Here is a 25,516-nt window from a genome sequence, read left to right as displayed (position 1 = left end):
TTCGCCATGCGCTCGCGGCCGGCGCCCGGGTACGCAGCGAACGTGCACGACGCGCTTTCCCACTCCCGATTCCCCATTCCCCATTCCCAGCCCTGATGCCCCTGTACCGCTACAAGGCCCTGGACTCGCACGGCGAGATCCTGGAAGGGCAGATGGAAGCCGCCAGCGAGGCGGAGGTGGCGCTGCGCCTGCAGGAGCAGGGGCACATGCCGATGCAGGCCCGGCTCGCCGCCGAGGGCGGTGGCACCTCGCTGCGTGGGCTGTTCCGGCCCAAGCCGTTCGACGGCGCGGCGCTGGTGCAGTTCACCCAGCAATTGGCGACCCTGCTCGGCGCCGGCCAGCCGCTGGACCGCGCGCTGTCGATCCTGCTCGAACTGCCCGAGGACGAACGCTCCAAGCGCACCGTCGGCGACATCCGCGACGCGGTGCGCGGCGGCGCGCCGCTGTCCACCGCGCTGGAGCGCCAGCACGGGCTGTTCTCGCGCCTGTACATCAACATGGTGCGCGCCGGCGAGGCCGGCGGCAGCCTGCACGACACCCTGCAGCGCCTGGCCGAATACCTGGAACGCAGCCGCGAACTGCGCGGGCGGGTGATCAACGCACTGATCTATCCGGCGATCCTGGTCAGCGTGGTCGGCTGCGCGCTGCTGTTCCTGCTCGGCTACGTGGTACCGCAGTTCGCGCAGATGTACGAGAGCCTGGACGTGGCCCTGCCGTGGTTCACCCAGGCGGTGCTGAGCGTGGGCCTGTTCGTGCGCGACTGGTGGATCGTGCTGCTGGTGGTGCCCGGGGTGATCATCCTGGCGGTGGACCGCAAGCGCCGCGACCCCGCGTTCCGCGCCAGCTTCGACGCCTGGCTGCTGCGCCAGCGCTTCGTCGGCGTGCTGATTTCGCGGCTGGAGACCGCGCGCCTGACCCGCACCCTCGGCACCCTGCTGCGCAACGGCGTGCCGCTGCTGGCGGCGCTGGGCATCTCCCGCAACGTGCTGTCGAACCTGGCGCTGACCGCCGACGTCGGCGCCGCCGCCGACGACGTCAAGAACGGCCATGGGCTGTCGGCCTCGCTGTCCAAGGGCAAGCGCTTCCCGCGCCTGGCCCTGCAGATGATCCAGGTCGGCGAGGAATCGGGCGCGCTGGACATCATGCTGCTGAAGACCGCCGACACCTTCGAGCAGGAGACCGCGCAGGCCATCGACCGCCTGCTGGCGGCGATGGTGCCGGCGATCACCCTGGTCCTGGCCTCGGTGGTCGGCCTGGTGATCATCTCCGTCCTCGTCCCCCTCTACGACCTTACCAATGCGATTGGGTGAGGTCATGGCGGGCCGGGCCGGCGTGTCCGGCGCCGGGACTGCGGCGCCATGCAGGGCGGTGGCCTTGCCCGCGGCGTCCGCGTGGTGCGCCATGGCGGATGGGGCGCCGCCCGCCCGCGCATGGCCTGGCCTCGGACGGCTGTCGCGGACTGTGACGCCGCGCGGTCCCGGGCGGGAACCTTCGGCCGTCGGCCCTGTCCCATTGCCAGCGGCGCCGCGCGCGCCAGCCGCGGCCGTGCGTGCGCGCGGCACGGATCCTCCGCTGCCAGGTGTGACGGCGTGCGTGACGCGCCGCTGTACCGCCGGCTGGCGCCGGCAGCCATCGTCACCGTGTTCGGCTACATAGGTCTTCCACCGCAAGGATCCGATGCAATGCGTACTCTCCGCCGCTCCCTGACCCGTTCCCCGTCCGCCGCACGCCAGGCGGGCATGAGCCTGCTGGAAATCATCATCGTCATCGTGCTGATCGGCGCGGTGCTGACCCTGGTCGGCAGCCGCGTGCTCGGCGGCGCCGACCGCGGCAAGGCCAACCTGGCCAAGTCGCAGATCCAGACCCTGGCCGGCAAGGTCGACAACTACCAGCTCGATACCGGCAAGCTGCCGTCCAAGCTCGACGACCTGGTCACCGCGCCGGGCGGCGTCAGCGGCTGGCTCGGCCCGTACGCCAAGCCCGCCGAACTGAACGACCCCTGGGGCCACCCGATCGAATACAAGGTGCCCGGCGAAGGCCGCCCGTTCGACCTGATCAGCCTCGGCAAGGATGGCCAGCCCGGCGGCAGCAGTTACGACGCCGACATCAAGTACGAGTGATCCGGCGCCGTGATCCAGGCCCCTGCCGGCGCGCTGCGCTTCGGCGCGCCGGCGGGCGCGCCGGCTGCGCGTGCGCGCATGCGCGGCGTGTCGCTGCTGGAGATGTTGCTGGTGGTGGGCCTGATCGCGATCGCCGCGCTGCTGGCGGCCTCGGTGCTGACCGGCGGCATCGACGGCATGCGCCTGCGCTCGGCGGCCAAGGAGATCGCCTCGCAACTGCGCTACACCCGCACCCAGGCGATCGCCAGCGGCCAGCCGCAGCGCTTCCTGATCGACCCGCAGGCGCACCGCTGGCAGGCGCCCAACGGCCGCCACGGCGAGATTCCGCCGTCGCTGACGATCCGCTTCACCGGCGCGCGCCAGGCGCAGCGCCGCGACGGCGAGGGCGCGATCCAGTTCTTCGAGGACGGCGCCTCCACCGGCGGGCGCATCGAGCTGCAGGCGCGCCAGGCGCGCTGGCGCATCGACGTGACCTGGCTGACCGGCGAGGTCACGGTCGGGCGCGCGCCGGAGCAGGCGGGCTCATGAACCGCCAGCGCGGCTACACCCTGATCGAGGTGATCGTGGCGTTCGCGCTGCTGGCGCTGGCGCTGACCCTGCTGCTCGGCTCGCTGTCCGGCGCCGCGCGCCAGGTGCAGCGCGCCGACCAATTGAGCCGCGCGACCCTGTACGCGCAGTCGCTGCTGGCGGCGCAGGGCGTGGAGCAGCCGCTGCAGCCGGGGCGCAGCCAGGGCACGCTGGAGCAGGGCGGCTACCGCTGGACCCTGGACGTGGCGCCCTACGCGGATCCGCGGCGCCCGCCGGATGCGGCGGTGGTGCCCGGCGCGCCGACCCTGCTGCAACTGACCCTGCAGGTGCGCTGGGGCGAGGCGCCGGCGCAGGCGCTGCAGTGGAAGACCCTGCGCCTGGTCGCGCCGCAGAGCGCCGGGGTGCCGCAATGAGCCTGTGCGCGCCGCGCCGCGCCGGGATGCGCGGCTTCACCTTGATCGAGGTGCTGCTGGCCACGGTGCTGCTGGTCGGCGGCCTGACGTTGGCCTTCGCCACGCTGCGCTCGGCGATGGCGATCAGCGGCCGCGGCGAGGCGATCGCCGGGCGCAGCGAACGCATGCGTGCGGTCGAGGGCTTCCTGCGCCGGCGCCTGAGCGGCGCGCAGTCGCTGCCGCTGGACATCGACACGCACACCCTGCAGCCGGTGCGCTTCGTCGGCGAACCGCAGCGCATGCAGTTCGTGGCCGATCTGCCCGAGTACCTCGGCCGCGGCGGCCCCTACCTGCACGACCTGCGGGTCAGCGGCGACGGCGACCACCGGCAGCTGACGATCGCGCTGGTGCAGGTACAGGCCGGCAAGCAACTGGCCGAGACGCCGCCGCGTCCGCCCGAGCCGCTGGCGCGCGACCTGCGCGAGGTGCGCTTCCGCTACCGCGGCCTGGACCCGGAGCGCGGCACCATCGGCCCGTGGCAGGAGCGCTGGGAGCGCACCGACACGCTGCCGCTGCTGGTCTCGATCGAGCTGCGCAGCGGCGACGGCGTGGCGTGGCCGCCGCTGGTGGTGGCGCTGCGCCAGGCCGGCGGCGCGGAGATGCGGCAGTGAACGCGGCACGCAACAACCGCGGCGCGGCGCTGGTGCTGGTGCTGTGGCTGATCGCGCTGCTGACCGCCCTGATCGGCGCCTTCGCGCTGACCGCGCGCACCGAGAACCTGCAGGGCAAGGTGCTCGGCGACGGCGCCGAGGCGCAGGAGCGCGCCCGCGCCGGCCTGGAATACGCGCTGACCCGGCTCGCCGGCACCGCCACGCAGCCGGGCTGGCGTGCCGACGGCCGGCGCTACCGTTGGCAGTACGAAGGCGCCACGGTCGACCTGCGGGTCACCGACGAGAGCGGCAAGGTCGACCTGAACATGGCCGATGCGCCGCTGCTGGCGGCGCTGGTGCGCGCGGTCGGCGAGGATCCGCAGCGCGCCGAGCGCATCGCCGCGGCGATCGTGGACTGGCGCGATCCGGACAACCTGACCCAGCCCAACGGCGCCGAGGATCCGGATTACGCCGCCGCCGGCCTGCCCTACGGCGCCAAGGATGCGCCGTTCGAGAGCCTGGCCGAACTGCAACTGGTGCTGGGGATGGACCCTGCGTTGTACGCCAAGCTGCTGCCCAACCTGACCCTGTACGCCGGCGTGTCGCGGCCGACACCGGACTTCGCGCCGGGGCCGGTGCTGACCGCGCTCGGCCTGGACGCGCAGCAGGTGCTGGCGCAGCGCGAACGCACCGATCAGACCCAGCTCGGCATGGTCGGCCTGGGCGGTGGCGGCACCTACAGCATCGAAAGCCGGGCGCGGCTGGGCAATGGCCGCGAGGGCGTGTTGCGCGCGGTGGTGCGCCCAGGCTCGTCGGCGCTGCCGGGCTCCGCCTACACTGTGCTGCGTTGGGAAGAAGGAACGACGGTGCGATGACGGCGTGGCGCGACACGATGGACAAACTTGGCGTACGCATCGCCCCCGGTGCGGGCGGGCTGCTGTCCTGGTGGCAGCGGTCGCTGATGGCGTGGCTGCCGCCGCGCTGGCAGCTGCAGCTGGGCTGGTCGCAGGCGCGGCTGCTGCTGTGGCGCCAGGGCGAGCAACTGATGCTGGCGCGGCAGGTCGAGTCCGAGCTGGGCGCGCCGCTGGCGTTGCCGTGGCCGCTGCTGCCCGACGAACTGGATGCGCTGCTGGGGCCGCGCCTGGCGGCGCTGCCGCGGGTGTGGCTGCTGCCGGCCGAGGCGGCGCTGCAACGCCGGCTGCGCCTGCCGGCGGCGGCGGCCGAGCACCTGCGCGAGGTGGTGAAGTTCGAGATCGACCGGCAGACCCCGTTCCAGGCCGACCAGGTGATCTACGACGTGCGCGCCGACGGCCGCCGCGACGACGCCCAGCTCGATGTCGAACTGGTGGTGGCCCCGCGCCGCGTGCTCGACGACCTGCAGGCCAGCGCCGGCGCGCTGCGCCCGACCCTGGCCGGCATCGACGTCGCCGGCAGCGACGGCGCGCCGCTGGGGGTGAACCTGCTGCCGCAGGAACAGCGCCACCGTCGCGCCGACCCGATGCGGCGCTGGAACGCGATTCTCGCCGCCACCGCGCTGCTGGCGCTGTTTGCGGCCGGCTGGCAACTGCTGGACAACCGCCGCGACGCGCTGGAGCACCTGCGCACGCAGGTGGACAGCGGCGCGCAGCGCGCGCGCGCGGTGGCCGCGCAGCGCCAGCAACTGCTCGACCTGGTCGAAGGCGCCGCGTTCTTCGACCAACTGCGCGCCGAGCGCCCGGCCTCGGTGGAGGTCTGGAACGAACTGAGCAAGCGCCTGCCGGAGGGCACCTATCTGGAGAAGTTCTCGATCGAGGGCAATCAGTTGCAGTTGATCGGCCTCAGCAGCGAAGCCTCGTCGCTGGTCGGGCGGCTGGAAGGCTCGCCGCTGTGGCGCACGCCGTCGCTGACCGGCGTGCTGCAGGCCGACCCCGGCAGCCACCGCGACCGCTTCACCCTCACCGCCGAACTGGCCGGGACCAAGCGCAAGGAGGCCGCCGATGCCGGTGCAGGTCGATAAGCGCGACCGCTGGCTGGCCCTGGGCCTGCTGCTGGCGGCGCTGGCGCTGGGCTACCTGGTGCTGGTGCATCCGTGGTGGACTGTGCCGATGCGCGAGGTCGATGCGCAGCTCCAGGAACTGCGCCAGCGCGAGTTGCGCGTGCGCATGCAGTTGCAGCAGGCGCCGCAGGTGGCGCAACGGCTGCAGCAGGCGCAGCGCGAACTGGCCACGCGCCCGGGTTTCCTGCGCGAGACTTCGGCCGAGCTGGCCTCGGCCGGCCTGGTGCAGCGCCTGGAGAGCGCAGTGGCCACGGCCAGCCCGGGCAACCGCAGTTGCGCGATCAGCAACCGCTCGCCGCTGGCCGCCGACAACCGCAGCGACCGCTTCACCCGGGTCGCGGTGCAGGTGCGCCTGCGCTGTGGCACGCCGGAACTGGCCGCCGTGCTGCATGCGCTGGAGAGCGGCACGCCGGCGCTGTTCATCGACAACCTCAACGTGATGGCGCAGCGCTACCAGCTCTCGCCGGGCGAAAGCGGCAACGGCCTGGACGTGGCCTTCGAACTGGCCGGCTACCTGCGCCCGAACGCGATGCCGGCGCCGCCGGCGTCCGCCGCACCGGACCCCTCCGCGGCGGCGGCACCCGCCGCGACCGCCCCGGTGATGAACGCCGGCGGTTCCGCCGGCGCCGGGCCGAGCGAGCCGGCCACGGTGCCGTCGCCGCCGGCCGCGCCCGGCGCGACCAACCTGCCGGGCGCCCCGGCTGCCGCGCCGGCGGACCTGCCGCAACAGGTGGAGGGCCGCCATGCGAATTGAAGCGATGGGCCTGCGCACCGTGTGGCTGGGCACGCTGGCGCTGTGGGGCCTGCTGGTCTGGGCGCTGGGCCTGGGCGGACTCGGCGAGCGGGTGGCGCCGCTGCCCGACGATCCGTCGATGCTGCAGCGGCTGCCGGGCCTGCCCGCGGCCACCGCGCACCGCCTGGGCGATTTCTCGCAGTACGGCGAGATCGCCGCGCGGCCGGTGTTCGCCGAGGATCGCCGCCCGCATCCGTTCTTCCTCAGCGCCGACAACGGCCAGGCCGCCGCGCCCAACGTGCGCCTGACCGGCGTGCTGCTCACCGACCGCTTCAAGATGGCGACGCTGACCACCGAGCAGGGCGAGTCGCTGCGCCTCAAGGAAGGCGGCGACGCGGTGCAGGGCTGGCGGCTGCTGTCGCTGGCGCCGCGCCAGGCCACGGTCAGCGGCGCCGGCGGCACCCAGACCCTGGAGTTGAAGGTGTTCGACGGCAAGGGCGGGCAACCGCCGACCGTGCTCGGCCAGGCCGGGCGCGCGGCCGCCGGGCAGGTGCCGCCGCAGGCCGCCGCGGGCAACGGCCAGCCCAACGCCGGCATGCAGCGTCCGCCGACCCCGGCCACCCCCACCACGGTGCCGAACCAGGCGCCGACCCCGTCCGCACCCCAGCCCGCGTCCCCGGCGCCGTCGTCGGAGCAGTTGCAGGCGATCCGCGAGCGGATCGAAGCGCGGCGCCGGCAATTGCAGCAACAGCGCCAGAACAACCCATCAGGCCAGAACCCTTGAAGAGTGATCGCATGACGCCGCGTCTGTTTTCCCTGTTCCTCGCCATCGGCCTGGTGGCCGGCTGCGCCACCACGCCCTCGCCGGACATCCGTCGCGGCGCCGCGATCAACCCCCAGGTGGGCGCGGCCGGCAGTACCCAGACCGACGGCCAGGGCGGCCCGGCCGATCCCAATGCCCTGCCCGAGCGCACCGCCCCGGTGATCCGCCGCGGCAGCGGCACCATGATCAACTCCGCGGCCGCCGCCGCGCCGGCGCCGTCGCTGGGCAACGCCAGCAGCGGCAGCGCCACCTTCAACTTCGAGGGCGAATCGCTGCAGGCGGTGGTCAAGGCCATCCTCGGCGACATGCTCGGGCAGAACTACGTGATCGCGCCGGGCGTGCAGGGCACGGTGACCCTGGCCACGCCCAAGCCGGTGTCGCCGGCGCAGGCGCTGAACCTGCTGGAGATGGTGCTGGGCTGGAACAACGCGCGCATGGTCTACAGCGGCGGCCGCTACAACATCGTCCCCGCCGACCAGGCCCTGGCCGGCACGGTGGCGCCGAGCACCGCCTCGCCGGCCAGTGCGCGCGGCTTCGAGGTGCGGGTGGTGCCGCTGAAGTACATCTCCGCCAGCGAAATGAAGAAGGTGCTGGAGCCGTACGCGCGGCCCAACGCCATCGTCGGCATCGACAGCTCGCGCAACGTCATCACCCTGGGCGGCACCCGCGCCGAACTGGAGAACTACCTGCGCACGGTGCAGATCTTCGACGTCGACTGGTTGTCGGGCATGTCGGTGGGCGTGTTCCCGATCCAGTCCGGCAAGGCCGAGCAGGTCGCGGCCGACCTGGAGAAGGTGTTCGGCGAGAACAGCAAGACCCCCAGCGCCGGCATGTTCCGCTTCATGCCGCTGGAGAACGCCAACGCGGTGCTGGTAATCACCCCGCAGGCGCGCTACCTGGACCAGATCCAGGAGTGGCTGGACCGCATCGACAGCGCCGGCGGCGGCGCGCGGCTGTTCTCCTACGAGCTGAAGTACATCAAGGCCAAGGACCTGGCCGACCGCCTGGCCGAAGTGTTCGGCGCCGGCGGCGGCAACCGCGGCGATTCCAACGCCTCGCTGATGCCGGGCTCGCAGATGAGCCAGTTGAACGGCGGCGGCGGCCTGGGCGGCTTCAACGGCAGCGACAGCAGCAGCCTGGGCGGCGGCGTGGGCGGTAGCCTGGGCGGCAGTAGCGACAGCCTGGGCGGGAGCAGTTCTTCCGGCAGCAGCGGCGGCGGCCTGGGCAACGGCAGCCTGCAGCTGTCGCCGCGCACCGCCGGCAACGGCAGCGTGACCCTGGAAGTGCAGGGCGACAAGGTCGGCGTCTCGGCGGTGGAGGAAACCAACACCTTGCTGGTGCGCTCGACCCCGCAGGCCTGGCGCTCGATCCGCGACGTGGTCGAGAAGCTCGACGTGATGCCGATGCAGGTGCACATCGAGGCGCAGGTGGCCGAGGTCAGCCTGACCGGCGATCTGCAGTACGGCGTGAACTGGTTCTTCGAGAATTCGGTCAACGCCTCCGCCGATTCCACCGTGGCCAATTCCACCGGCCTCGGCCCGGGCGCAGGCTTGCCCAGCGCGGCCGGTCGCAAGATCTGGGGCGATATCGCCGGCAAGATCACCGGCAGCAGCGGCCTCGGCTGGACCTTCCTCGGCACCAATGCTGCGGCGGTCATCACCGCCCTGGACAAGGTCACCAACCTCAAGCTGCTGCAGACCCCGTCGGTGTTCGTGCGCAACAACGCCGAAGCCACCCTCAACGTGGGCACGCGGATTCCGATTAATTCCACTTCGATCAACACGGGTATCGGCACCGACACCAGCTACTCGTCGGTCCAGTACATCGACACCGGCGTGATCCTCAAGGTGCGCCCGCGGGTCACCAAGGACGGCATGGTGTTCCTGGACATCGTGCAAGAGGTCAGCACGCCGGGCGCGCGGCCGACGGCATGTACGTCCTCCAGCACCATCGTCAACAGCTCGGCCTGCAACGTCGATATCAACACCCGCCGGGTCAAGACCGAGGCGGCGGTGCAGAGCGGCGACACCATCATGCTCGCCGGCCTGATCAACGACAGCACCACCGACGGCAGCAGCGGCGTGCCGTACCTGAGCAAGTTGCCTGTGGTCGGCGCGTTGTTCGGACAGAAGACCCAGCAGAAGAACCGCAACGAAGTGATCGTGCTGCTGACCCCGACGATCGTGCGCAACCCGCAGGAAGCGCGCAATCTCACCGACGAGTACGGGCAGAAGTTCAAGGCCATGGAGCCGCTGCCGGTACGCGGCAAGAAGTAAGCGGGTGAGCCTGCCCATCGTGCTGCTGGCGGTCGGCGTCGACGACGTCGCCCTGGACGCCTGCCTCGGTGCGCTGGAGGAGAACACACCGGCCGGTACCCGCGTGTGGCTGGCCGACGATGCGCAGGCCGGCCCGCGCGGCATCCGCGTGATCGAGGCCTGGCTGGCGCGCACGCGCCTGCAGGCCGACTACACGCGGCGGCCGCGCATGCTCGGCGAGGTGGCGCATATGGACGAGATGCTGCGCGCCTGCGGCGATGCCGATGTGGCGGTGCTGGCCGCCGATGCGCAGCCCGGGCCGGGCTGGCTGCAGCAGCTGAGCGCCTGCCTGGCGCGCGATGCGGCCATCGCCAGCGCCACGCCGTGGAGCAATGCCGGCGAAGCCTGTGCGTGGCCGCGGCTGGGCGAGATCAACCCGCTGCCCGAGGATCCCGAGCGCCTGGCGCGGGCCTGCGCGGCGTTGCCGCCGCTGCATCCGGAACTGCCGTCGGCGGTGTGCCACGCGGTGGTCCTGCGCGGCGTGGCGCGGCAGCGCGCCGGCGGCCTGGACGCCAGCAGCTACGGGTCCTGGTACGCGGCGCTGACCGACCTGTCGCTGCGCATGGCCGGGCTCGGCTGGCGCAACGTGTTGTGCGAGACCGCGCATGTGGCCTGCAGCGGCGAAGGCCGCGCCGCCGACGGCGACATGGATGCGCTGGCCACGCGCTGGCCGGCCTGGCACGCGCGCCTGGCCGAGTTCCTGATGCACGATCCCTTGCGCGCCTGCCGTGAGGAATTCCAGCGCTTGTACGACACCTTGCCGCCGCCGGATCCGCAAGGCGCGCTGTTCGATGCCTAGTGCGTCTCGTGTCGAGGTCGCTTCCACATTCAGCCATGGTGACAACAAGTGCAAGAGCAAAGCTTTCGCCTTACGGCGAGTTACTTTTCTTTGCTCGCGCAAAGAAAAGTAACCAAAAGAAGCGCTTTACCACAGCCGAAGGCTGGTCAAGCGCGCCCTGCCTCGCGCCCTCCGCGCTGCGCGCTCCGGGTCCGCGTCCATCGCGGGGATCCGCGGAAGGAGCATCCTGCCCCTGCCGCGGACGGTGCACATCCATGTGCGCCGCCCTTCGGGTTTTTCCCCGCGCTGGCCGCCGCTTCGGAAGGGAACCCGGTAAGTCAAAAGCAAGGCAAGAGCAACAACCAAAGCCAAGCGACCGCGACTCCCGCGGGGACTGGCGGTGATCGGTGTGCGGGCGCGATGTGGGAGGGAATCTCGTTCCCTTTTGTGGGGTCCAGTCCCGACGGCTTCCGAGGTCCGATCGTCCACCTACTCCGTTCGTCGTGGTTGCATGACAGTTGACTCCCACAACCCCCGTGCCTGGTTGACATCGCCGCAGATCGGCTTATTTCGGCGGCGCGTACACGTCCACCGAGACTTCCAGCACGTCGTGGCGCCAGGATTCGATATCGAACTCCACCGCGCGGCCGTCGGCGGCATAGCTGACGCGCTGCAGGCGGAAGCAGGGCGTGCCGGCGGTGGATTGCAGCAGCGCGGCCTGCTCGGCGTCGAGCGTGGCCGGATACATCGACAGCCGGCTGCGCGCCTGCCGCAAGCCCAGGCGCTGGGTCAGCACCGCGCTCAGCGAGCCGGCCAGGTCGTGCTCGAGCAGGCGCGGCGCCCACGCGGCGAGGATGGCGTTGGTTTCCAGCAGCACCGCACGCCGCCCGATCCAGCGCCGGCGGCGCAGCACGAACACCTCGGTCGCAGGATCGTCCAGGTGCAGGTGCCGGGCGAGCGCCGCGCCGGCCGGCTGGCGCTGCGCGGCGAGCAGTTCGGTGCGCGGGACGCCGCCCTGCGCGGCCACGTACTGCATGAAGCCGGCGATGCTGTTGGGGTCGTGGCGTACCCGCGGCGCGCTGACGAACCAGCCGCGGCGGTTCTCGCGGTAGATGTGCCCGTCCGATTCGAGTTGCTGCAGGGCCTCGCGCAAGGTGATGCGGGTGCAGCCGAACAGCGCGGCCAGCTCGCGCTCCACCGGCAGGCGCTGGTCCGCCCGCCATTCGCCGGCGGCGATGCGCGCCAGCAGCGCATCGGCGATGCGTTGGGCGAAGCCGGCGGCGGTGGCGAAGCTCATGCGAAGTCCAGGGCGTGGCGAAGCGTGGCCGACAAGACTACGCCGACGGCTGGCGGGCGGGGACGATGCGCGGACGTCTCCTGCGCGCTGTCCGCACACCCGGCGATGGTTCGCGCTGCGCCGCTGCACGCATCGCAGGCGCTAGGCACCGAGCGCGCTCAGGCGACGGCACGCGCGCGGCGCAGATCGGCCTGCCACAGGCGCAGTCCGTACACCGCCAGCACCACGAATCCGGCGTACAGCGCCGCGGTGGGATACAGGCCCTTGTACACGAACACGCCGACGTAGACGCAGTCCAGCACGATCCACAGGCCCCAGCTGGCCACACGTTTGCGCGCCGCCCAGACGCTGGCGACCACGCTGAACGCCGACAGCGCCGCATCCAGCCACGGCAGTGCCGCATCGGTGTGCCGGTGCATCAGCCAGCCCAGCAGCGCCGCGCCGGCGGCGCCGGCCAGCAACGAGCGCACGCCTTCGGCCCACGGCAACGGCCCGACCCGGACCTTGCCGTCCTCGCCCAGCCCCTGGCTCCAGCGCCACCAGCCATAGCCCTGCAGGACCACATACAGGCCCTGCAGCAGCATGTCCGAGTACAGCTTCCACTGATAGAACAGCCACGCGTACAGCAGCACCGCGACCACGTTGACCGGCCAGCACCAACGCACCCGCCGCGCGGTCAGCCACACGCCCAATACGTTGACCAGCACGGCGAGAAGTTCGAGGGGGGACATGGGGGGAAGGCCGGGAGTGGGGAGTGGGGATTCGGGATGGGGTGTGGTTCGCGAGCGCGGTGCATTGCGCGCGTTCGTGGAGCGGCTCCAGTCGCGCCCTGTCAGCGGTAGCGCGTCGCGGCTGAAGCCGCTCCCACAGGGGCTTGCGGCGAGCCTGTCGGGTGCAGTGTAGGAGGGACTTCAGTCCCGACGCATTGCGCCACCGAAACGCACACCACTTCGCGCGTTTCCGCTGCATGGCAGTGGATCGCCACATCGGTCATCGGCGTGGCTGGTGTTCGAGAGGGGGCGCGAATGGATGAAGTCATGGTGGATCCGGAGAACAGGGTCAGGCATTTTTGCGAGCGAAGAAGACAGGGTTTGTTGAAGGAGCAGCTTGTCTCACTGTGGGGATCGGCCTCGACCCGTCCGCAGTAGCGCGTCGTGGCGGAAGCCGCTCCCACACCGGCAACGCGCCATGTCTGCTTCCGGCTTTTACGAATCCCCACTCCCGACTCCCCAATCCCCGCCCCTCAAAAATCGAACTGCAGCGCCAGTCGTGCGGTCCGCGGCGCACCAAGGAACAGATAGTCGTCGCCTTCGTAGGCGCCGACGTCGCGCCAGTAGCGCTTGTCGGTGAGGTTGTCCACGCTCAGCCGCAGCGTGGTCGGCACCGTGCCCAGCCGGGTGGCGTAGCGGGCGCCCAGGTTGTAGACGCTGTAGCCGCCGACGGCGACCTGGCCGCCGCGGTCGGCGTACTTGGCACCGCTGTACTGCGCCCCGCCCAGCAGCGCCAGGCCGTTGACGCCGGGCACGTCCCAGGTGGCCTGCGCGCTGGCGCGCACCCGCGGCACGTTCAACGCCTGGTGGCCCTCGTCGCCCGGCGTGCCGGTGTCCTCGGCGCGCGCGCGGATGCCGGCGACGCTGGCCTGCAGGTGCAGCCCGGCGCCCGGCGTGCCGGCGGCCGACAGTTCGATGCCGCGGTTGTGCAGGCGGCCCTGCTGCACGAACAGGAAGCTGCCGTCGGCCTGCGGTTGCGCGTACTGGTCCGCCTGGCGCATGTCGAACAGCGCCGCGCCCAGGGTCAGCCCGTCGCGCTCGTACTTCATGCCGGCCTCGCGCTGGTAGGCGCTGGTGGGGGCGAGGATGCTGTCGGCGTTGCTGGCGAACCACGGCGCGGTGCCGCCCGGGGCCAGGCCCTTGGCGAAGCTGGCATACAGCGACAGCGACGGCTGCAGCTTGAACAGCAGCGCCGCCTGCGGCAGCAGCACCGAGCGGCGCGTGCGCCGGGTCAGGGTGCCGTCGCGGTCCCAGGCGCGTTCGTCGTAGCGCACCTGGCGCGCGCCCAGCAGCAACTGCCAGGCATCGCCGATGCCGATGCGGTCGCTGGCCAGCAGGGCGGCCTGTGCGCTGTCCAGGCGCCGGCGCTTGGGGCCAAGCGTGGCATCGGCCGGCGCCAGCAGCGGCGGATCGGCATCGATGTTGCCGCTGCCGATCATTTCGTTGATCGAGCCGTGGCGGTCGATGGTGCGATGCAGGGAATCGACCCCGACCTGGAACTGGTGCTGCAGCGCGCCGGTGCTGGCGCTGCCGCTGGCGATCGCCTGCAGTTCGTCGTTGCGGCGGCTGTCGGCGGGGCTGCGGTAATCGTAGATGTCGTAGTCGCCCTCGCGGCTGAAATGATTGGGCACCGCGTCGCTGGCGCAACTGGCCGCGCCGTAGCAGCCCCAGGCGAAGCTGGAGAAATCGTCGATCAGCGCACGGCTGTGCGCCGCGGCCACGTGCAGGGTCCAGGCGTCATTGAAGCGGTACTCGTAACGCACCTGCGCATTCAATGCCTCGATGCCGACCGGCTTGGACCACGGCTGGTAGGCGAGCAGGCGGTGCACCGACACCCCGCTCGGCAGCTGCGTGCCGCCGAGCAACTGGTAGCCCGGCACCGAGCGCTGCTGGCGGTCCTGGTATTCCACGTCCAGCTGCAGGGTCGATTGCGGATCGATGTTCCAGTCCGCGGCCAGCGACAGGAAGTTGCGGTGGCCGTCGGCGTGATCCACGTAGCTGCGCAGGGTCTCGTGCGCGGCGTTGACGCGCAGGCCGACCTGGCGCTCGCTGCCGAACCAGTCGCCCAGGTCCACCGCCGCGCCGCGGCTGCCGTCGTCGTCGCCGCTCAGCAGCAGGCTGCGCACGTGCTGCGGGCGCTTGGTCTGGTAGTCGATCACGCCGGCCGGGGTGGTGATGCCGGACAGCACCCCGGACAGGCCCTTGAGCACCTGCACCTGCTGCTTGTTCTCCAGCGCCACGTTCTGCTCGCCGGCGATGGTCAGGCCGTTGATGCGGTAGCTGTTGGCCGCATCCAGCGAATAGCCGCGGACCAGGAAGTTCTCGTAGTAGCCGATCGGCGCGTAGCTGTCGCCGACCGCGGCGTCGGCGCGCAGCACTTCGCTGAGTACGCGCACCTGGCGGTCGGACAGCTGGGTGCGGTCGATGGTGTCGATCGCCATCGGCGTGTCCAGCAGCGGCGCATCGCCGTAGCCGCTGAGGCTGCTGCGGTTGTGCGGCTGGCGGCCCTGCACGTTGACCGCGTCCAGTTCGACCGGAGTCTGCGCAGTGGCGGATGCCGGTGCATCGTCGGCGGCCAGGGCCGGCAGCGGCAGGGCGATGGCCAGGGCCAGCGCGAGCGCGTGCGGAGCGGGGAAGCGGCGGGTGGGGAGCATGCGGAGCGACCTCGTGGAAACGGGACGGAAGGGGAAAGCGGCGGCACAGCCGCACGGTGTGCGCACGGCAGCCGTGCCGGCGGACGTGCCGGTGTCGATGCGACGGTTCATAGCGCGGCCGTGGCGCGGCGCCGCAGGTGCCGCAGCAGGCGCTGGCCCTCGCCCTCGCCGTACCAGGCGGCGTGGCCGAGCAGGTAGCGGCGGTAGGCGATCTCGGCGTGCGCGTCCGAGCCGGTGATGCCGGCGAAGTACTCGATCTCGCTGAGCGCGAAATCGGCATGCACCAGCGGCAGCAGCGCGCCGAGCAATCGCAGCTGCGCCGCGTCCAGCGGCAGCAGCGTGGCGTAGCCGTGCAGCAGCGCATCGAGCTGGTCGAGTTCGGCGGCCGCGCTGCCGCCGTCGTCCAACTGCAGCCACGGGATCAGATTGCGTTCGATCGCGGTGGCCAGGTCGAACAGGGCGAACGTGCGGTCGGCCAGGCCGAAGTCGAACACCGTGCTGACCGTGCTGGCGGCGCCGTGGCCGCGCCACAGCAGGTTGGAGGCGTGCCAGTCGCCATGCGTCCACAGCGCCGGCGGCGGCGTCTGCAGCAATGGCCAGGCCTGCGCGTGCCAGGGCAGCAGGTGCGCGCGCAGGTCGTCCTGCCAGTCGCGCCGCTGCAGCCACGCGGCCAGCGCCGGGCGTCGCGGCAGGTCCTGTCGCAGCGCCTGCAGGGGCTGCGGTTGGACGAACAGGCGCAGGTTGGCGACCAGCACGGTGGTGCCGCGCGGCGGTGCGGCGTAGCCGGCGGCGGCGCGGTGCAGCGCCGCCAGCGCGCGGCCGGCGGCCGCGGCATGGGCGGTGTCGGCGAACGGCGTCCACGACGTCGCCTCGCGGTAGCGATCCTCGCCGTCGCCGGCGCGCAGCACTTCGTAGGTCCAGTGGCCCCGTCGCACCGCGCTGGCGCCGTCGCGGTCGCGCAGCACGTCCGGCACCGGCACGCCCTGCGCGTGCAGGTGGGCGATGAAGGCGTGCTCTTCGCCCAGCGCACGCAGGTCGCGCACGCGGCGATGGTGGCGCTTGACGAACAGCGTGCCGGCGGCGGTCGCGACCTCCGCCGCCGCGGAGAACGGGCGCGGGCTGTGCCAGCGCACTGCGTGCAGGTGGCCGGGCAGGGCGTACTGCCGCAGCAGCGCTTCCACCTCGCCCTCGGACAGCGGCGGCCAGTCGGCGACCACGGTCTGCGTGCCCATACCGTGCATCTGGTGGCGAACGCTCATGCGCACGCCTTGTTGCGCAGACCCGACTCGGCGTGCCACGTCGGTGGCCGCAGGCGTGACCGGTCGCGCGCCGCGGCGCGGCCATCGCCAGGGATTGGTCTAGACCAGGAGTAGGCGGGCCTGGGGCAGGGCCCGGTCGCGCGATCGGGGACGGGGACGGTGGCGCCGCCGGCGTCTCGGCATGCGCGCGGGCTCAGGCGGCGCGCGCGGTCTGCGGGGTGGGGCGGCAGCCTGGGACAGGAAACAACGCTGGCCGGCATCTGCACTGGGCGAAGGAAAGGACACGGATCGCTCCGTCTCCCGCACGCACGGGCCGCAGGCGGCCGCGCAGCGCACGGGGCGCAGAGTATGCGCGGCAATCGCCGCCGCCGCCATGCCCGCCGCGCGTGGCAGGCGGCGCATGCGGGATAATCGGCGGATGAGCGAACAGCAGATAGCCGTGGTGGTGGTGACCTACGAGAGCGGCAGCACCATCGATGCCTGTCTGCAGCGGCTGCGCGCGGCGGCCGAGGTGGCGCAGATCCGGGTGGTCGACAACGCCTCGCGCGACGACACCCTGGCGGTGGTGCAGCGGCATGCGCTGGACGATGCGCGGGTGCGCTTCATCGCCAATCCCGACAATCCCGGCTTCGCCACCGCCTGCAACCAGGGCGCCGCGGCCAGCGATGCGCCGTGGCTGGCCTTCGTCAATCCCGACCTGATGGTCGAGCCGCAGACCCTGGCGCAGCTGCGCGCGCAGGCCGCCGCGCTCGGCGAGGCGCTGCTGGGCGTGGAGCAGGTCGACGAACAGGGCCGCGCCGACGCCGCGGTGCGCCGCCGCGACCCGGACTTCGCGGCGATGCTGCGGCATCCGCTGGCCGGCTCGCGGCTGGCGCTGGCCGCCGACCCGGCGCAGCCGCTGCAGCCGGTGCCGGCGCTGTCCGGTGCGCTGATGCTGTTGCCGCGCGCGCTGTTCGCGCGCATCGGCGGCTGGGACGCCGGCTACCGGCTGCACGCCGAGGACCTGGACCTGTGCCGCCGGGTACGCCAGGCCGGGGCCACGGTGGCGGTGCTGAACAGCCTGCGCGTGCTGCACATGCGCGGCGTGTCCAGCCGCAAGCGGCCGTGGTTCGTGGAGTGGCACAAGCACCGCGGCCTGTGGCGCTACTTCCGCAAGTTCGAGGCGCCGAGCCGGACCTGGCCGGTGCGTGCGGCGGTCTGGGCGGTGATCTGGCTGCATGCCTGGGTCACCTTCGCCCGGCTGTGCTGGCGCCGTCCAGGCTGAACGAAATCCGCCGCGTTGCGCGCGCGGGCGGCATGGCAGCAGAAAATCGCTATATTGCGAAGTACGTCACTTAACAAATGACGTGTTCCGCCGATTCCCCCTGCACTGTGCCTGCTCTCTGGTTCAGGGGACCCCACCAGGAACTCAACCATGCATGATTCCGACGGCGTGCGCTCGCGCACCCACGCGCGCGGCTGCGCGTCCGCTGTGTCCATGCCCGCTGCCGGTCGCGCGTCGCCTGCGCGCCGCGCGCGGCTGGCGCTGGCGCTGCTCGCGCTGGCGGCCGGTCCCTGCGGCGCCAGCGCCTGGGTCGACGAGGCCGGCCACGGGCTGGTGATCCTCAAGGCCAGCCATACCGATGGCGGCGCGGTGTTCAACAGCCACGGCCAGCGCGGCAACTTCCCCGATGCCGGGCGCAGCCGCCAGGACCAGCTCAATCTCTACGGCGAGTACGCGCTGAGCGCGGATCTGACCCTGGTCGGCAACTTCTATTTCAGCAAGGTCGGCTACCGCAACGACAGCGGCTACGGCGACCGCCACAGCAGCGGCTGGTCCGACCAGGAAGTCGGCCTGCGCTACCGGCTCGACCCCGACGGCGGCGATGGCCCTTGGCAGGGCGCGCTGCAGGTGCTGGCGCTGGTGCCCGGCTACGCGCGCCAGCGCGACAGCGCGCGGCCGGCGCTGGGGCAGGGCGACTACGGTGCCGAGCTGCGCTACAGCGTCGGCCGCGGCTACCGCCTGGGCGAGCACGACGGCTATGTCGATCTGGGCACGGCGGTGCGCCTGCGCGGCGGCGACGCCTCCGACGAGGCGCGGCTGGACGTGTCCAGCGGCCTGGCGCTGGCGCCGCGCTGGATGCTGATCGGCGAGTTCAACGTGATCCAGAGCCTGGGCAACGGCAAGGGGCCGAACCGGATCTACGCGCCCGGCGACAACACGCCGATCCGCGGCAACAACTTCGACTTCAGCAAGCTGCAGGCCTCGGTGCTGTACACGCTGCCCGGCGGCACGCAGCTGCAGCTCGGCTACCAGCAGCCGGTGGCCGGACGCAATACCGGCGGCGCCGGCGGTCCGTTCGTGGCCGCCTGGTGGCGGTTCTAGCCGTGTCCGGGAATCACCAGCGCGTTGCCGCCGAGGCGAGCGTCCCCGGCCGGCTCGGGCGGCTGCCGACCAATGGCGGCCTGCAGGCGCCGATCGGCGAGGCGCTGGTCGCCGCGGGGGTGATCGACCCGCCGCAACTGCAGAACGCGCTGTCCCTGCAGGCGCGCTGGCGCTCGCGGTTGGGCGACGTGGTGCTGGCCCAGCGCGGCGTCGTCGCGCTGCGCTTCTACACGGTGCTGGCACAGCATTTCGGGCTGAACTTCGTCAATCTGCTCAAGCAGCCGATCGACCCGGCGCTGTTCCAGCCGGAGCGGTTGGCCGACTACGCGCAGCGCCTGGTGCTGCCGTGGCGCGAGGAGGACGGCCAACTGGTGCTGGCGGTGGCCGATCCCGGCCCGGACATCTTCGCCTGGGCGCGCGCCACCTACGGCGAGCAGGTGCGCTTCGTCGGCACCTCCAAGTTCGACATCGTCTGGAGCCTGCAGCAGCACGCCGACGCGCTGCTCACCCACGACGCGCTGAACCTGCTGGCCGAACATGCGCCGGAGCACTCGGCGCGGCAGGTGATCACCCGCGCGCAGTCCGCCTTCCTGGTGGCGCTGACCGTGGTGCTGGCCGCGGCCCTGGCGCTGTGGCCGCTGTTCACCCTGATCGCGCTCAACACGCTGATCGCGGTGGCGTTTCTGGCCACCTTCGGGTTGAAGCTGGTGCTGGCCTGGCGCGGCGCGCGGCGCCGCATCGACATCAAGGTCAGCGACGAGGAAGTGGCCGCGCTCGGCGACGAGGACCTGCCGGTCTACACGGTGCTGGTGCCGATGTACAAGGAACCGGACGTGCTGCCGATCCTGGCCAACGCGCTGCGCCGGCTCGACTACCCGACCTCCAAGCTGGACGTGAAGCTGGTGCTGGAGGCCGACGACACCGAGACCATCGAGGCGGCCAAGGCGCTGGGCCTGGAGGCGTTCTTCGAGATCATCCGGGTGCCGCCGTCGCAGCCCAAGACCAAGCCCAAGGCCTGCAACTACGCGTTGCGCTTCGCCCGCGGGCAGATGCTCACCATCTACGACGCCGAGGACAAGCCGGAGCCGGACCAGCTCAAGCGCGTGGTCGCCGCGTTCCGCAAGTCGCCGGCCGACGTGGCCTGCATCCAGGCGCGGCTGAACTACTACAACGCCGACGAGAACTGGCTCACGCGCATGTTCACGCTGGAATACACGTTGTGGTTCGACTTCTACCTGCCGGCGTTGGAGACCCTGCGCATCCCGATTCCGCTCGGCGGCACCTCCAACCACTTCCGCCTGGACATCCTGCGCAAGGTCCATGCCTGGGATCCGTACAACGTCACCGAGGACGCCGACCTGGGCGTGCGCCTGACCCAGCAAGGCTACCGGGTCAGCGTGGTCAACTCGACCACGTTCGAGGAAGCCAACGTCAGCATCCCCAACTGGATCCGGCAGCGTTCGCGCTGGCTCAAGGGCTACATGCAGACCTGGCTGGTGCACATGCGCAACCCGGTGCAGCTGTACCGCTCCACCGGCGTGCGCGGGTTCTGGGGCTTCCAGCTGTTCGTCGGCGGCACCTTCTTCACCGCGCTGGCCGCGCCGCTGATGTGGCTGAGCTACGGGCTGTGGCTGGCGGTGGGCTCGAAGTTCTTCGATCCGTTCTTCCCGCCGGCGCTGCTGTACCTGAGCCTGCTCAACCTGCTGCTCGGCAACGGCTTCCTGATCTACATGACCCTGGTGGCGGCGTTCAAGCGCGACTACTTCCGCCTGGCGCCCTACGCGCTGACCGTGCCGCTGTACTGGCTGCTGCAGTCCATCGCCGCCTACAAGGGCTTGTGGCAGCTCATCCGCAACCCGTTCTACTGGGAAAAGACCACCCATGGCATCAGCAAGCACATGGCCGAAGAGCGCCGCGCCGCACTCGACGACTGACGCGGCGCCGCGCGCGCGCGGCACCGCGGTGTTCGTGCTCACCGCGGCGCTGCTGGCGCTGCTGTGCCACCGGCTGCTCGCGCACGGTTACATGAGCGACGACGCGATGGCGCAGTACGCCAAGCTGCTGCTGTTGCGCGACGCGGCCGGCTTCCGCATCGAGTACCTGGGCTTCCTGTACGCGCAGGCCTCGCTGTACCTGGGCGTGCTGATCGGCGGCCTGCCGGGCCTGTCCACGCCGCTGTTGCCGTACCTGGTCGACGTGCTGGCCGGGGCGACGCTGGTGACCCTGTTGTGGCGCGACATCGCCGCCGGCCTGGGCCGCGGCTGGGCCTGGGCGCTGAGCGCGGGACTGGTGCTGCAGCCGTTCTTCCTGTGGCCGACGCTGTCCGGCAACAACCAGGGCCTGGGCCTGCTGGTGTTCTACGTGGCCGCGCGCGCGCTGCGCCACGTCCGCGACGATCCGGAGGCCTTCGCCTACCTGCGCCTGGCCGCGAGCCTGTGCCTGCTGTTCTTCGTCGACGAGCGCGCCTGCTTCCTGGCCGTGGCATTGGCGCCGTGGCTGTTCCTGATCGCGCCGCCGCGGCTGATGCGGCAGGCGCCGCTGGCCTTCTACCTGGTGTGCTACCTGCCGTTCCTGTTCGCGGTGGGGGCGTGGATGTACCTCAACTACATGTTCTTCGGCGACCCGCTGCTGTTCGTGCGCGACGCCAACTCCGCCTTCCGCGGCATCTACGCGCAGGCGGCGTTGCAGCCGTGGCTGCAGCAGGCCGCGGCGCGGCCGTGGTGGCCGCCGCTGTGGCTGCTGCTGGCCGGTGTGGTCAGCGCGCCGCTGTTGCTGCTGACGTGGCACACCCGCAGCCGCACCACCTGGCGCTGCGTGCTGGCCGCCATCGCCACCGTGATCGGCGCCGGCACGCTGGCGACCTGGGCGCGCTTCAGCGCGCAGCCGCTGGACTTCCTGGCCCTGCTGCTGGTGCCGGTGGCGCTGGTGCTGGGCGACCTGCGCCACAACGTCCGCTGGCTGGGCCTGGTCCTGCTGCTGGCTGGCGCGGTCTCCAGCGGCTGGGTGATCGCGCGCACCGCCACCCCCACCACCCGCGACTGGATCGGCGCGTTGCAGGCGCCGGCGCCGGCGCGCCATGCCGACGCCGCGCGGCTGGGGGCGTGGCTGGCCGAGGCGCGCCTGCCGACCCTGCTCGACGACCGCGCCAGTTATCCGGTGATCGTCGCCCGTGGCGACGCCAAGCAACTGATCCTGCCGTTCGATCCGCGCTTCAAGCAGGCGCTGGTGGATCCGCGGCGGATGCCGGCGCAGGTGGTGGTGAGCGATCCGGCCAGCCAGACCGGCGCCCTGGACAGCCTCAACCGGCGCTTCCCGCAGCTATGGCAGCAGGGCCTGCCGGGTTACAGTCTGGTCTACCGACAGGGCATCTACCGGGTATGGCGCCGATCGCCGTGAGACTGCTGGCCGCACTGCTGCTGGCGCTGAGCGCCGGCGGCTGCAGCGCGGCGCCGGCGCCGCCGTGGCTGGGCGCCAACGTCAAGGTTTCGCCCGAGGCGCCGTGGGGCAGCGCGGCGGCGCAGCGCTCGCTGCGGCAACTGGCCGATGCCGGCGCCACCCGCGCGTTGCTGGTCGCCTTCGTCTGGCAGGCGACGCCGCAGTCCTCGGCGCCGGTGCTGGGCAGCGACAGCAGTCCGGCGCTGGTCCGCGCCGGACTGCGGCAGATGCACGCGGCCGGCCTGCAGCCGGTGCTGAAGGTGCACCTGTGGATTCCCGGGCACTGGGCCGGCGAGGCCGCGCCGGCCGATCGCGACGCCTGGTTCGCCGGCTACCGGCGCGCGCTGCTGCAACTGGCCCAGGTCGCCGCCGAGGAGCGCGCCAGCGCGCTGATCGTCGGCACCGAACTGCGCCAGCTGCAGGATGCGCCGCAATGGCCGGCGCTGCTGGCGGCGGTGCGCCAGGTCTATCGCGGCCCGATCGGCTACGTCGCCGACGGCCTGGAGCAGGCCGAGCGCTTCGGCTACTGGGACCGCTTCGATTTCGTCGGCACCAGCCTGTATCCGGCGCTGGCCGCGGCGCCGGCGCAGCGCCTGGCGCAGATGCGCGCGGCCGCGGCGCGGGTGCAGGCGCTGGGCGAGCGCAGCGGCCGCCCGGTGTGGGTGGCCGAACTGGGATTGCGCTCGGCGCACGGCAGCCTCGCCGCGCCGTGGGAAAGCCCGGAGCAGCGCAGCGCCGAGGTCGACACCGCGTTGCAGGCGCAGGTGCTGCGCGAATGGCGCGACGTGCTCGATACACAGTCGCGCATCGCCGGCATCGCGCTGTGGTGCTGGTACACCGATCCGGACGCCGGCGGCGCCGACGACAGCGATTTCACCGTGCAGCACAAGCCGGCGCAGGCGGTGCTCAAGCGCTGAGGCGCGCGCGGCGCAGCGCGCTTCCGATCGCGTTTCGTCGGCGCGGCTGCAGCCGCGCCGACGAGCACCGCACGCAGACCGAACCTGCAACCCGCCGGGCGCATAATCGCCCGATGATCATCGATTCGTTGCTGGACACCGACCTCTACAAGTTCACCATGATGCAGGCGGTGCTGCATCAGCACCCCGGCGCGCAGGTGGAGTACCGCTTCAAGTGCCGCACCCCGGGCATCGACCTGGCGCAGTACCTGCCGCAGATCTCGGAGGAGATCGACGCGCTGTGTGCGCTGCGCTTCCGCGAGGACGAGCTGGACTACCTGCGCGCGATGCGCTTCATCAAGCCGGACTTCGCCGATTTCCTGGCGCTGTTCCACCTGGACCGCAAGTATCTGCACCTGCAGGCCTCGGCCACGGTGCCCGGCGAGATCGAACTGCGCATCCGCGGGCCATGGCTGCACACCATCCTGTTCGAGGTGCCGCTGCTGGCGATCATCAACGAGGTGTGGTTCCGCAACGCCGGCGGCGCCGAGCATGCCGAAGGCCTGCGCCGCCTGCAGGCCAAGATCGCCCTGCTGCGCGATACCCCCGGCTACGACGGTTGCGCCATCGCCGACTACGGCACCCGCCGCCGCTATTCGCGGGCCTGGCACGGCGAACTGCTGCCGGTGCTGCAGCAGACGCTGGGCAAGCAGTTCGTCGGCACCAGCAACGTGCACTTCGCCCGCCGCTACGGGCTGACCCCGCTGGGCACCATGGCCCACGAGTACCTGCAGGCGTTCCAGGCGCTGGGGCCGCGGTTGCGCGACTCGCAGGCGGCGGCGCTGGAATCGTGGGCGCGCGAGTATCGCGGCGATCTCGGTATCGCGCTGTCGGACGTGGTCGGCCTGGATGCGTTCCTGCGCGATTTCGATCTGTACTTCTGCAAGCTGTTCGACGGCATGCGCCACGATTCCGGCGACCCGTTCGAGTGGGGCGAGCGGGTGCTGGCGCACCTGCAGCGGCATCGGGTGGATCCGCGCAGCAAGATCCTGGTGTTCAGCGACGGCCTGGACATCGACAAGGTGATGCGGCTGTACGCGCATTTCCGCGACCGCTGTATGCTGGCGTTCGGCGTCGGCACGCACCTGACCAACGACCTGGGCCTGGTGCCGCTGCAGATCGTGATCAAGATGGTCCGCTGCAACGGCCAGCCGGTGGCCAAGCTCAGCGACTCGCCCGGCAAGACCCTGTGCGACGACCCGGCCTACCTGACCTACCTGCGCCAGGTGTTCCAGGCCCCGGTCGAGGCCCAGGATTGAGTCGCCGACTCGCCCGGCCGAGGCCGGGCAGGGGCCCCTTGGCGTCGCCGGGGACCGGACGCGACGCGCGGCGCGGGAGGGCTTTGCTGCGACGCAACCGTGCGATAAACTGCGAGAGAAAGTGAGAACTGTGTCGCAATAGTGACGGCCGGCACACTGTCGCCAGCAAGCGTTGCCGCCGCCACGCCATTGTCGTCCCGCCCTTGGTCAGAGACCTCCTCGATGAGCGCTCACGCGTTGCAGACCCATTACCGCACCCACGCCTGTTCGCGGCAGTGGCGGGGCTTCCTGCACGCGCTGGCCGAGGAATTCGCCGCGGAACTGGGTGCCGAGGACCTGGCGTTGCTGATGGCGCGGATCGGCCGTCGCTTCGCCGCCGAACACCCGGTCGGCGCCTGCGCCACCCTGCAGGACCTGGAGGAGGCGGCCAACCGTATCTGGGACCGCCTGGAATGGGGCTATGTGCGGTTCGAGGAGCAGGCCGACCGCGTCGACCTGCTGCACGCCGGTTCGCCGCTGCACATCGGCCTGGCCGGGCAGGCCACCGGCGCCGACGGATTCATGGAAGGGGTGTATCAGGCATGGTTCGTGCAGGTCGGCATGTCGGCCGGGCTGTGCGTGCGTGCGTTGTCGTCTGCGAACGAGGATCTGCGTCGCTTCGTGCTGACCCGGGTCGGCTGAGCGCAGCAGCAAGGACCAACCAATTTCAGATCGTCATGAGGGGAGTCATGTCCAAGAAATCCAAGCAGATGGGTGCCGAAACCGGCGACGACGTCTCCAGCCTGTTCGCCAAGCTCGGCAGCAGCGGTGCCACCGCCTACCAGGATTTCTCCGCCACCCGGCTCAGCGCGGTGGAGTCGGCCGCGCCGGCGCCGGTGCTGTCGGTGGTGCGGGCCCCGGTCGAGCCCAGGCCGGCCGCGCCGCTGCCGGTGGCGCCGGTGGCGCCGGTCGCGCCTGCCGTGCCGGTGGCGCCCGCGCCGGTCGCCGCTACCGCGGGCATGGGCACGGGGACGCCGTTGCAGCAGCTGTTCCAGCGCCTGCTCGAGGCCGGTCGCGAGGCGGCCGTGCCGGCGCCGGGCGGCCCGCTCAAGCGTTTCCAGAACCGCTGACGTCGCGCGGCGCTTGGGGCGCCGCACCTGATTGCCGT

22 protein-coding genes and 1 pseudogene are annotated in these 25,516 nt (G+C 71.6%); 19 read left to right on the top strand and 4 right to left on the bottom strand.

Annotation, left to right across the window (positions count from 1 at the left end):
- Positions 1-95: 95 nt before the first annotated feature.
- The 11 genes and pseudogenes from xpsF (at position 96) to AC1PME_RS17710 (ending at position 10,395) form a co-directional block, all read left to right on the top strand.
- Positions 96-1,310, top strand: a complete 1,215-nt coding sequence (xpsF, locus tag AC1PME_RS17760; RefSeq protein WP_254459161.1) for a type II secretion system protein XpsF — start codon at positions 96-98, stop codon at positions 1,308-1,310.
- A gap of 372 nt (positions 1,311-1,682) precedes the next feature.
- Positions 1,683-2,120 (top strand): type II secretion system major pseudopilin GspG, encoded by a 438-nt coding sequence (gspG, locus tag AC1PME_RS17755; protein WP_026143220.1) that lies wholly within the window; start codon positions 1,683-1,685, stop codon positions 2,118-2,120.
- Between the two features lie 78 nt (positions 2,121-2,198).
- The gene (gene xpsH, locus AC1PME_RS17750; RefSeq protein WP_254461469.1) at positions 2,199-2,648 is read left to right on the top strand and encodes a type II secretion system protein XpsH; all 450 of its coding nucleotides are present in this window, start codon (positions 2,199-2,201) and stop codon (positions 2,646-2,648) included.
- Positions 2,645-3,061 (top strand): type II secretion system protein XpsI, encoded by a 417-nt coding sequence (gene xpsI / locus AC1PME_RS17745; protein ID WP_254459160.1) that lies wholly within the window; start codon positions 2,645-2,647, stop codon positions 3,059-3,061. The genes xpsH and xpsI overlap by 4 nt, the downstream gene beginning before the upstream one ends.
- A complete protein-coding gene (locus AC1PME_RS17740) occupies positions 3,058-3,711 on the top strand; it encodes a type II secretion system protein J (RefSeq protein ID WP_481096570.1) in 654 nt (217 codons plus the stop codon). Before xpsI ends, AC1PME_RS17740 begins: the two co-directional genes overlap by 4 nt.
- Complete coding sequence (locus tag AC1PME_RS17735) at positions 3,708-4,565, top strand: type II secretion system minor pseudopilin (RefSeq protein WP_481096569.1); 858 nt, start codon at positions 3,708-3,710, stop codon at positions 4,563-4,565. The genes AC1PME_RS17740 and AC1PME_RS17735 overlap by 4 nt, the downstream gene beginning before the upstream one ends.
- On the top strand, positions 4,562-5,686 hold the full coding sequence (locus AC1PME_RS17730; protein ID WP_254459157.1) for a PilN domain-containing protein: 1,125 nt from the start codon (positions 4,562-4,564) through the stop codon (positions 5,684-5,686). The genes AC1PME_RS17735 and AC1PME_RS17730 overlap by 4 nt, the downstream gene beginning before the upstream one ends.
- Positions 5,667-6,323: pseudogene (gene gspM, locus AC1PME_RS17725) on the top strand (type II secretion system protein GspM); the annotation flags it as partial. The gene AC1PME_RS17730 and the pseudogene gspM, both read left to right, overlap by 20 nt.
- 145 nt (positions 6,324-6,468) lie before the next feature.
- Positions 6,469-7,242, top strand: a complete 774-nt coding sequence (xpsN, locus tag AC1PME_RS17720; protein WP_254459155.1) for a type II secretion system protein XpsN — start codon at positions 6,469-6,471, stop codon at positions 7,240-7,242.
- A gap of 11 nt (positions 7,243-7,253) precedes the next feature.
- A complete protein-coding gene (gspD, locus tag AC1PME_RS17715; RefSeq protein WP_307552423.1) occupies positions 7,254-9,557 on the top strand; it encodes a type II secretion system secretin GspD in 2,304 nt (767 codons plus the stop codon).
- 4 nt (positions 9,558-9,561) lie between these two features.
- On the top strand, positions 9,562-10,395 hold the full coding sequence (locus AC1PME_RS17710) for a glycosyltransferase (protein ID WP_307552421.1): 834 nt from the start codon (positions 9,562-9,564) through the stop codon (positions 10,393-10,395).
- Positions 10,396-10,939: 544 nt separating this feature from the next.
- Here AC1PME_RS17710 and AC1PME_RS17705 read toward each other — a convergent pair.
- From AC1PME_RS17705 to AC1PME_RS17690, 4 genes are all read right to left on the bottom strand, one after another.
- Positions 10,940-11,671 carry a UTRA domain-containing protein gene (locus AC1PME_RS17705; RefSeq protein WP_481096568.1) on the bottom strand — a complete coding sequence of 244 codons (732 nt, stop codon included), beginning with the start codon at positions 11,669-11,671 and terminating at the stop codon, positions 10,940-10,942.
- Positions 11,672-11,829: 158 nt separating this feature from the next.
- On the bottom strand, positions 11,830-12,402 hold the full coding sequence (gene pnuC, locus AC1PME_RS17700) for a nicotinamide riboside transporter PnuC (RefSeq protein WP_307552417.1): 573 nt from the start codon (positions 12,400-12,402) through the stop codon (positions 11,830-11,832).
- A 512-nt stretch (positions 12,403-12,914) separates the two neighbouring features.
- Complete coding sequence (locus AC1PME_RS17695; protein WP_481096567.1) at positions 12,915-15,095, bottom strand: TonB-dependent siderophore receptor; 2,181 nt, start codon at positions 15,093-15,095, stop codon at positions 12,915-12,917.
- A 107-nt stretch (positions 15,096-15,202) separates the two neighbouring features.
- On the bottom strand, positions 15,203-16,354 hold the full coding sequence (locus AC1PME_RS17690) for a phosphotransferase enzyme family protein (RefSeq protein WP_481096566.1): 1,152 nt from the start codon (positions 16,352-16,354) through the stop codon (positions 15,203-15,205).
- A gap of 418 nt (positions 16,355-16,772) precedes the next feature.
- Here AC1PME_RS17690 and AC1PME_RS17685 point away from each other — a divergent pair, with 418 nt between their 5' ends.
- From AC1PME_RS17685 to AC1PME_RS17650, 8 genes are all read left to right on the top strand, one after another.
- Positions 16,773-17,618: a glycosyltransferase family 2 protein gene (locus AC1PME_RS17685; RefSeq protein WP_254459148.1), complete on the top strand. Its 846-nt coding sequence runs from the start codon at positions 16,773-16,775 to the stop codon at positions 17,616-17,618.
- 150 nt (positions 17,619-17,768) lie between these two features.
- Positions 17,769-18,719 carry a hypothetical protein gene (locus AC1PME_RS17680; protein WP_254459147.1) on the top strand — a complete coding sequence of 317 codons (951 nt, stop codon included), beginning with the start codon at positions 17,769-17,771 and terminating at the stop codon, positions 18,717-18,719.
- A gap of 2 nt (positions 18,720-18,721) precedes the next feature.
- Positions 18,722-20,653: a glycosyltransferase family 2 protein gene (locus tag AC1PME_RS17675; protein ID WP_481096565.1), complete on the top strand. Its 1,932-nt coding sequence runs from the start codon at positions 18,722-18,724 to the stop codon at positions 20,651-20,653.
- Entirely contained in the window at positions 20,601-22,115 is a 1,515-nt protein-coding gene (locus AC1PME_RS17670; RefSeq protein WP_481096564.1) for a hypothetical protein, read from the top strand. The genes AC1PME_RS17675 and AC1PME_RS17670 overlap by 53 nt, the downstream gene beginning before the upstream one ends.
- Positions 22,097-23,071 (top strand): glycoside hydrolase family 113, encoded by a 975-nt coding sequence (locus tag AC1PME_RS17665; RefSeq protein ID WP_481096563.1) that lies wholly within the window; start codon positions 22,097-22,099, stop codon positions 23,069-23,071. Before AC1PME_RS17670 ends, AC1PME_RS17665 begins: the two co-directional genes overlap by 19 nt.
- 113 nt (positions 23,072-23,184) lie before the next feature.
- Complete coding sequence (gene pncB, locus AC1PME_RS17660; RefSeq protein ID WP_481096562.1) at positions 23,185-24,369, top strand: nicotinate phosphoribosyltransferase; 1,185 nt, start codon at positions 23,185-23,187, stop codon at positions 24,367-24,369.
- Between the two features lie 222 nt (positions 24,370-24,591).
- Positions 24,592-25,050, top strand: coding sequence for a cellulose biosynthesis protein BcsD (bcsD, locus tag AC1PME_RS17655; protein ID WP_307552406.1), 459 nt, complete (start codon positions 24,592-24,594; stop codon positions 25,048-25,050).
- 47 nt (positions 25,051-25,097) lie between these two features.
- Positions 25,098-25,478, top strand: coding sequence for a hypothetical protein (locus tag AC1PME_RS17650; protein ID WP_481096561.1), 381 nt, complete (start codon positions 25,098-25,100; stop codon positions 25,476-25,478).
- Positions 25,479-25,516 lie beyond the last annotated feature (38 nt).

It is taken from the genome of Xanthomonas sp. NCPPB 901 (genome assembly GCF_056725085.1).
Note: the sequence above shows the minus strand (reverse complement) of the source record. Positions and strands in the feature narration are given on the sequence as shown.

Excerpts from the sequence above, each read along its gene's own strand:
- gspG (WP_026143220.1), top strand. The coding sequence starts at position 1,683 with ATGCGTACTCTCCGCCGCTCCCTGACCCGTTCCCCGTCCGCCGCACGC.
- xpsN (WP_254459155.1), top strand. The coding sequence starts at position 6,469 with ATGCGAATTGAAGCGATGGGCCTGCGCACCGTGTGGCTGGGCACGCTG.
- AC1PME_RS17705 (WP_481096568.1), bottom strand. The coding sequence starts at position 11,671 with ATGAGCTTCGCCACCGCCGCCGGCTTCGCCCAACGCATCGCCGATGCG.
- AC1PME_RS17670 (WP_481096564.1), top strand. The coding sequence starts at position 20,601 with ATGGCATCAGCAAGCACATGGCCGAAGAGCGCCGCGCCGCACTCGACG.
- AC1PME_RS17690 (WP_481096566.1), bottom strand. The coding sequence starts at position 16,354 with ATGAGCGTTCGCCACCAGATGCACGGTATGGGCACGCAGACCGTGGTC.
- AC1PME_RS17685 (WP_254459148.1), top strand. The coding sequence starts at position 16,773 with ATGAGCGAACAGCAGATAGCCGTGGTGGTGGTGACCTACGAGAGCGGC.
- AC1PME_RS17695 (WP_481096567.1), bottom strand. The coding sequence starts at position 15,095 with ATGCTCCCCACCCGCCGCTTCCCCGCTCCGCACGCGCTCGCGCTGGCC.
- xpsI (WP_254459160.1), top strand. The coding sequence starts at position 2,645 with ATGAACCGCCAGCGCGGCTACACCCTGATCGAGGTGATCGTGGCGTTC.
- AC1PME_RS17730 (WP_254459157.1), top strand. The coding sequence starts at position 4,562 with ATGACGGCGTGGCGCGACACGATGGACAAACTTGGCGTACGCATCGCC.
- xpsH (WP_254461469.1), top strand. The coding sequence starts at position 2,199 with ATGCGCGGCGTGTCGCTGCTGGAGATGTTGCTGGTGGTGGGCCTGATC.
- bcsD (WP_307552406.1), top strand. The coding sequence starts at position 24,592 with ATGAGCGCTCACGCGTTGCAGACCCATTACCGCACCCACGCCTGTTCG.
- xpsF (WP_254459161.1), top strand. The coding sequence starts at position 96 with ATGCCCCTGTACCGCTACAAGGCCCTGGACTCGCACGGCGAGATCCTG.
- AC1PME_RS17650 (WP_481096561.1), top strand. The coding sequence starts at position 25,098 with ATGTCCAAGAAATCCAAGCAGATGGGTGCCGAAACCGGCGACGACGTC.
- gspD (WP_307552423.1), top strand. The coding sequence starts at position 7,254 with ATGACGCCGCGTCTGTTTTCCCTGTTCCTCGCCATCGGCCTGGTGGCC.
- AC1PME_RS17665 (WP_481096563.1), top strand. The coding sequence starts at position 22,097 with ATGGCGCCGATCGCCGTGAGACTGCTGGCCGCACTGCTGCTGGCGCTG.
- AC1PME_RS17740 (WP_481096570.1), top strand. The coding sequence starts at position 3,058 with ATGAGCCTGTGCGCGCCGCGCCGCGCCGGGATGCGCGGCTTCACCTTG.
- pnuC (WP_307552417.1), bottom strand. The coding sequence starts at position 12,402 with ATGTCCCCCCTCGAACTTCTCGCCGTGCTGGTCAACGTATTGGGCGTG.
- pncB (WP_481096562.1), top strand. The coding sequence starts at position 23,185 with ATGATCATCGATTCGTTGCTGGACACCGACCTCTACAAGTTCACCATG.
- AC1PME_RS17680 (WP_254459147.1), top strand. The coding sequence starts at position 17,769 with ATGCATGATTCCGACGGCGTGCGCTCGCGCACCCACGCGCGCGGCTGC.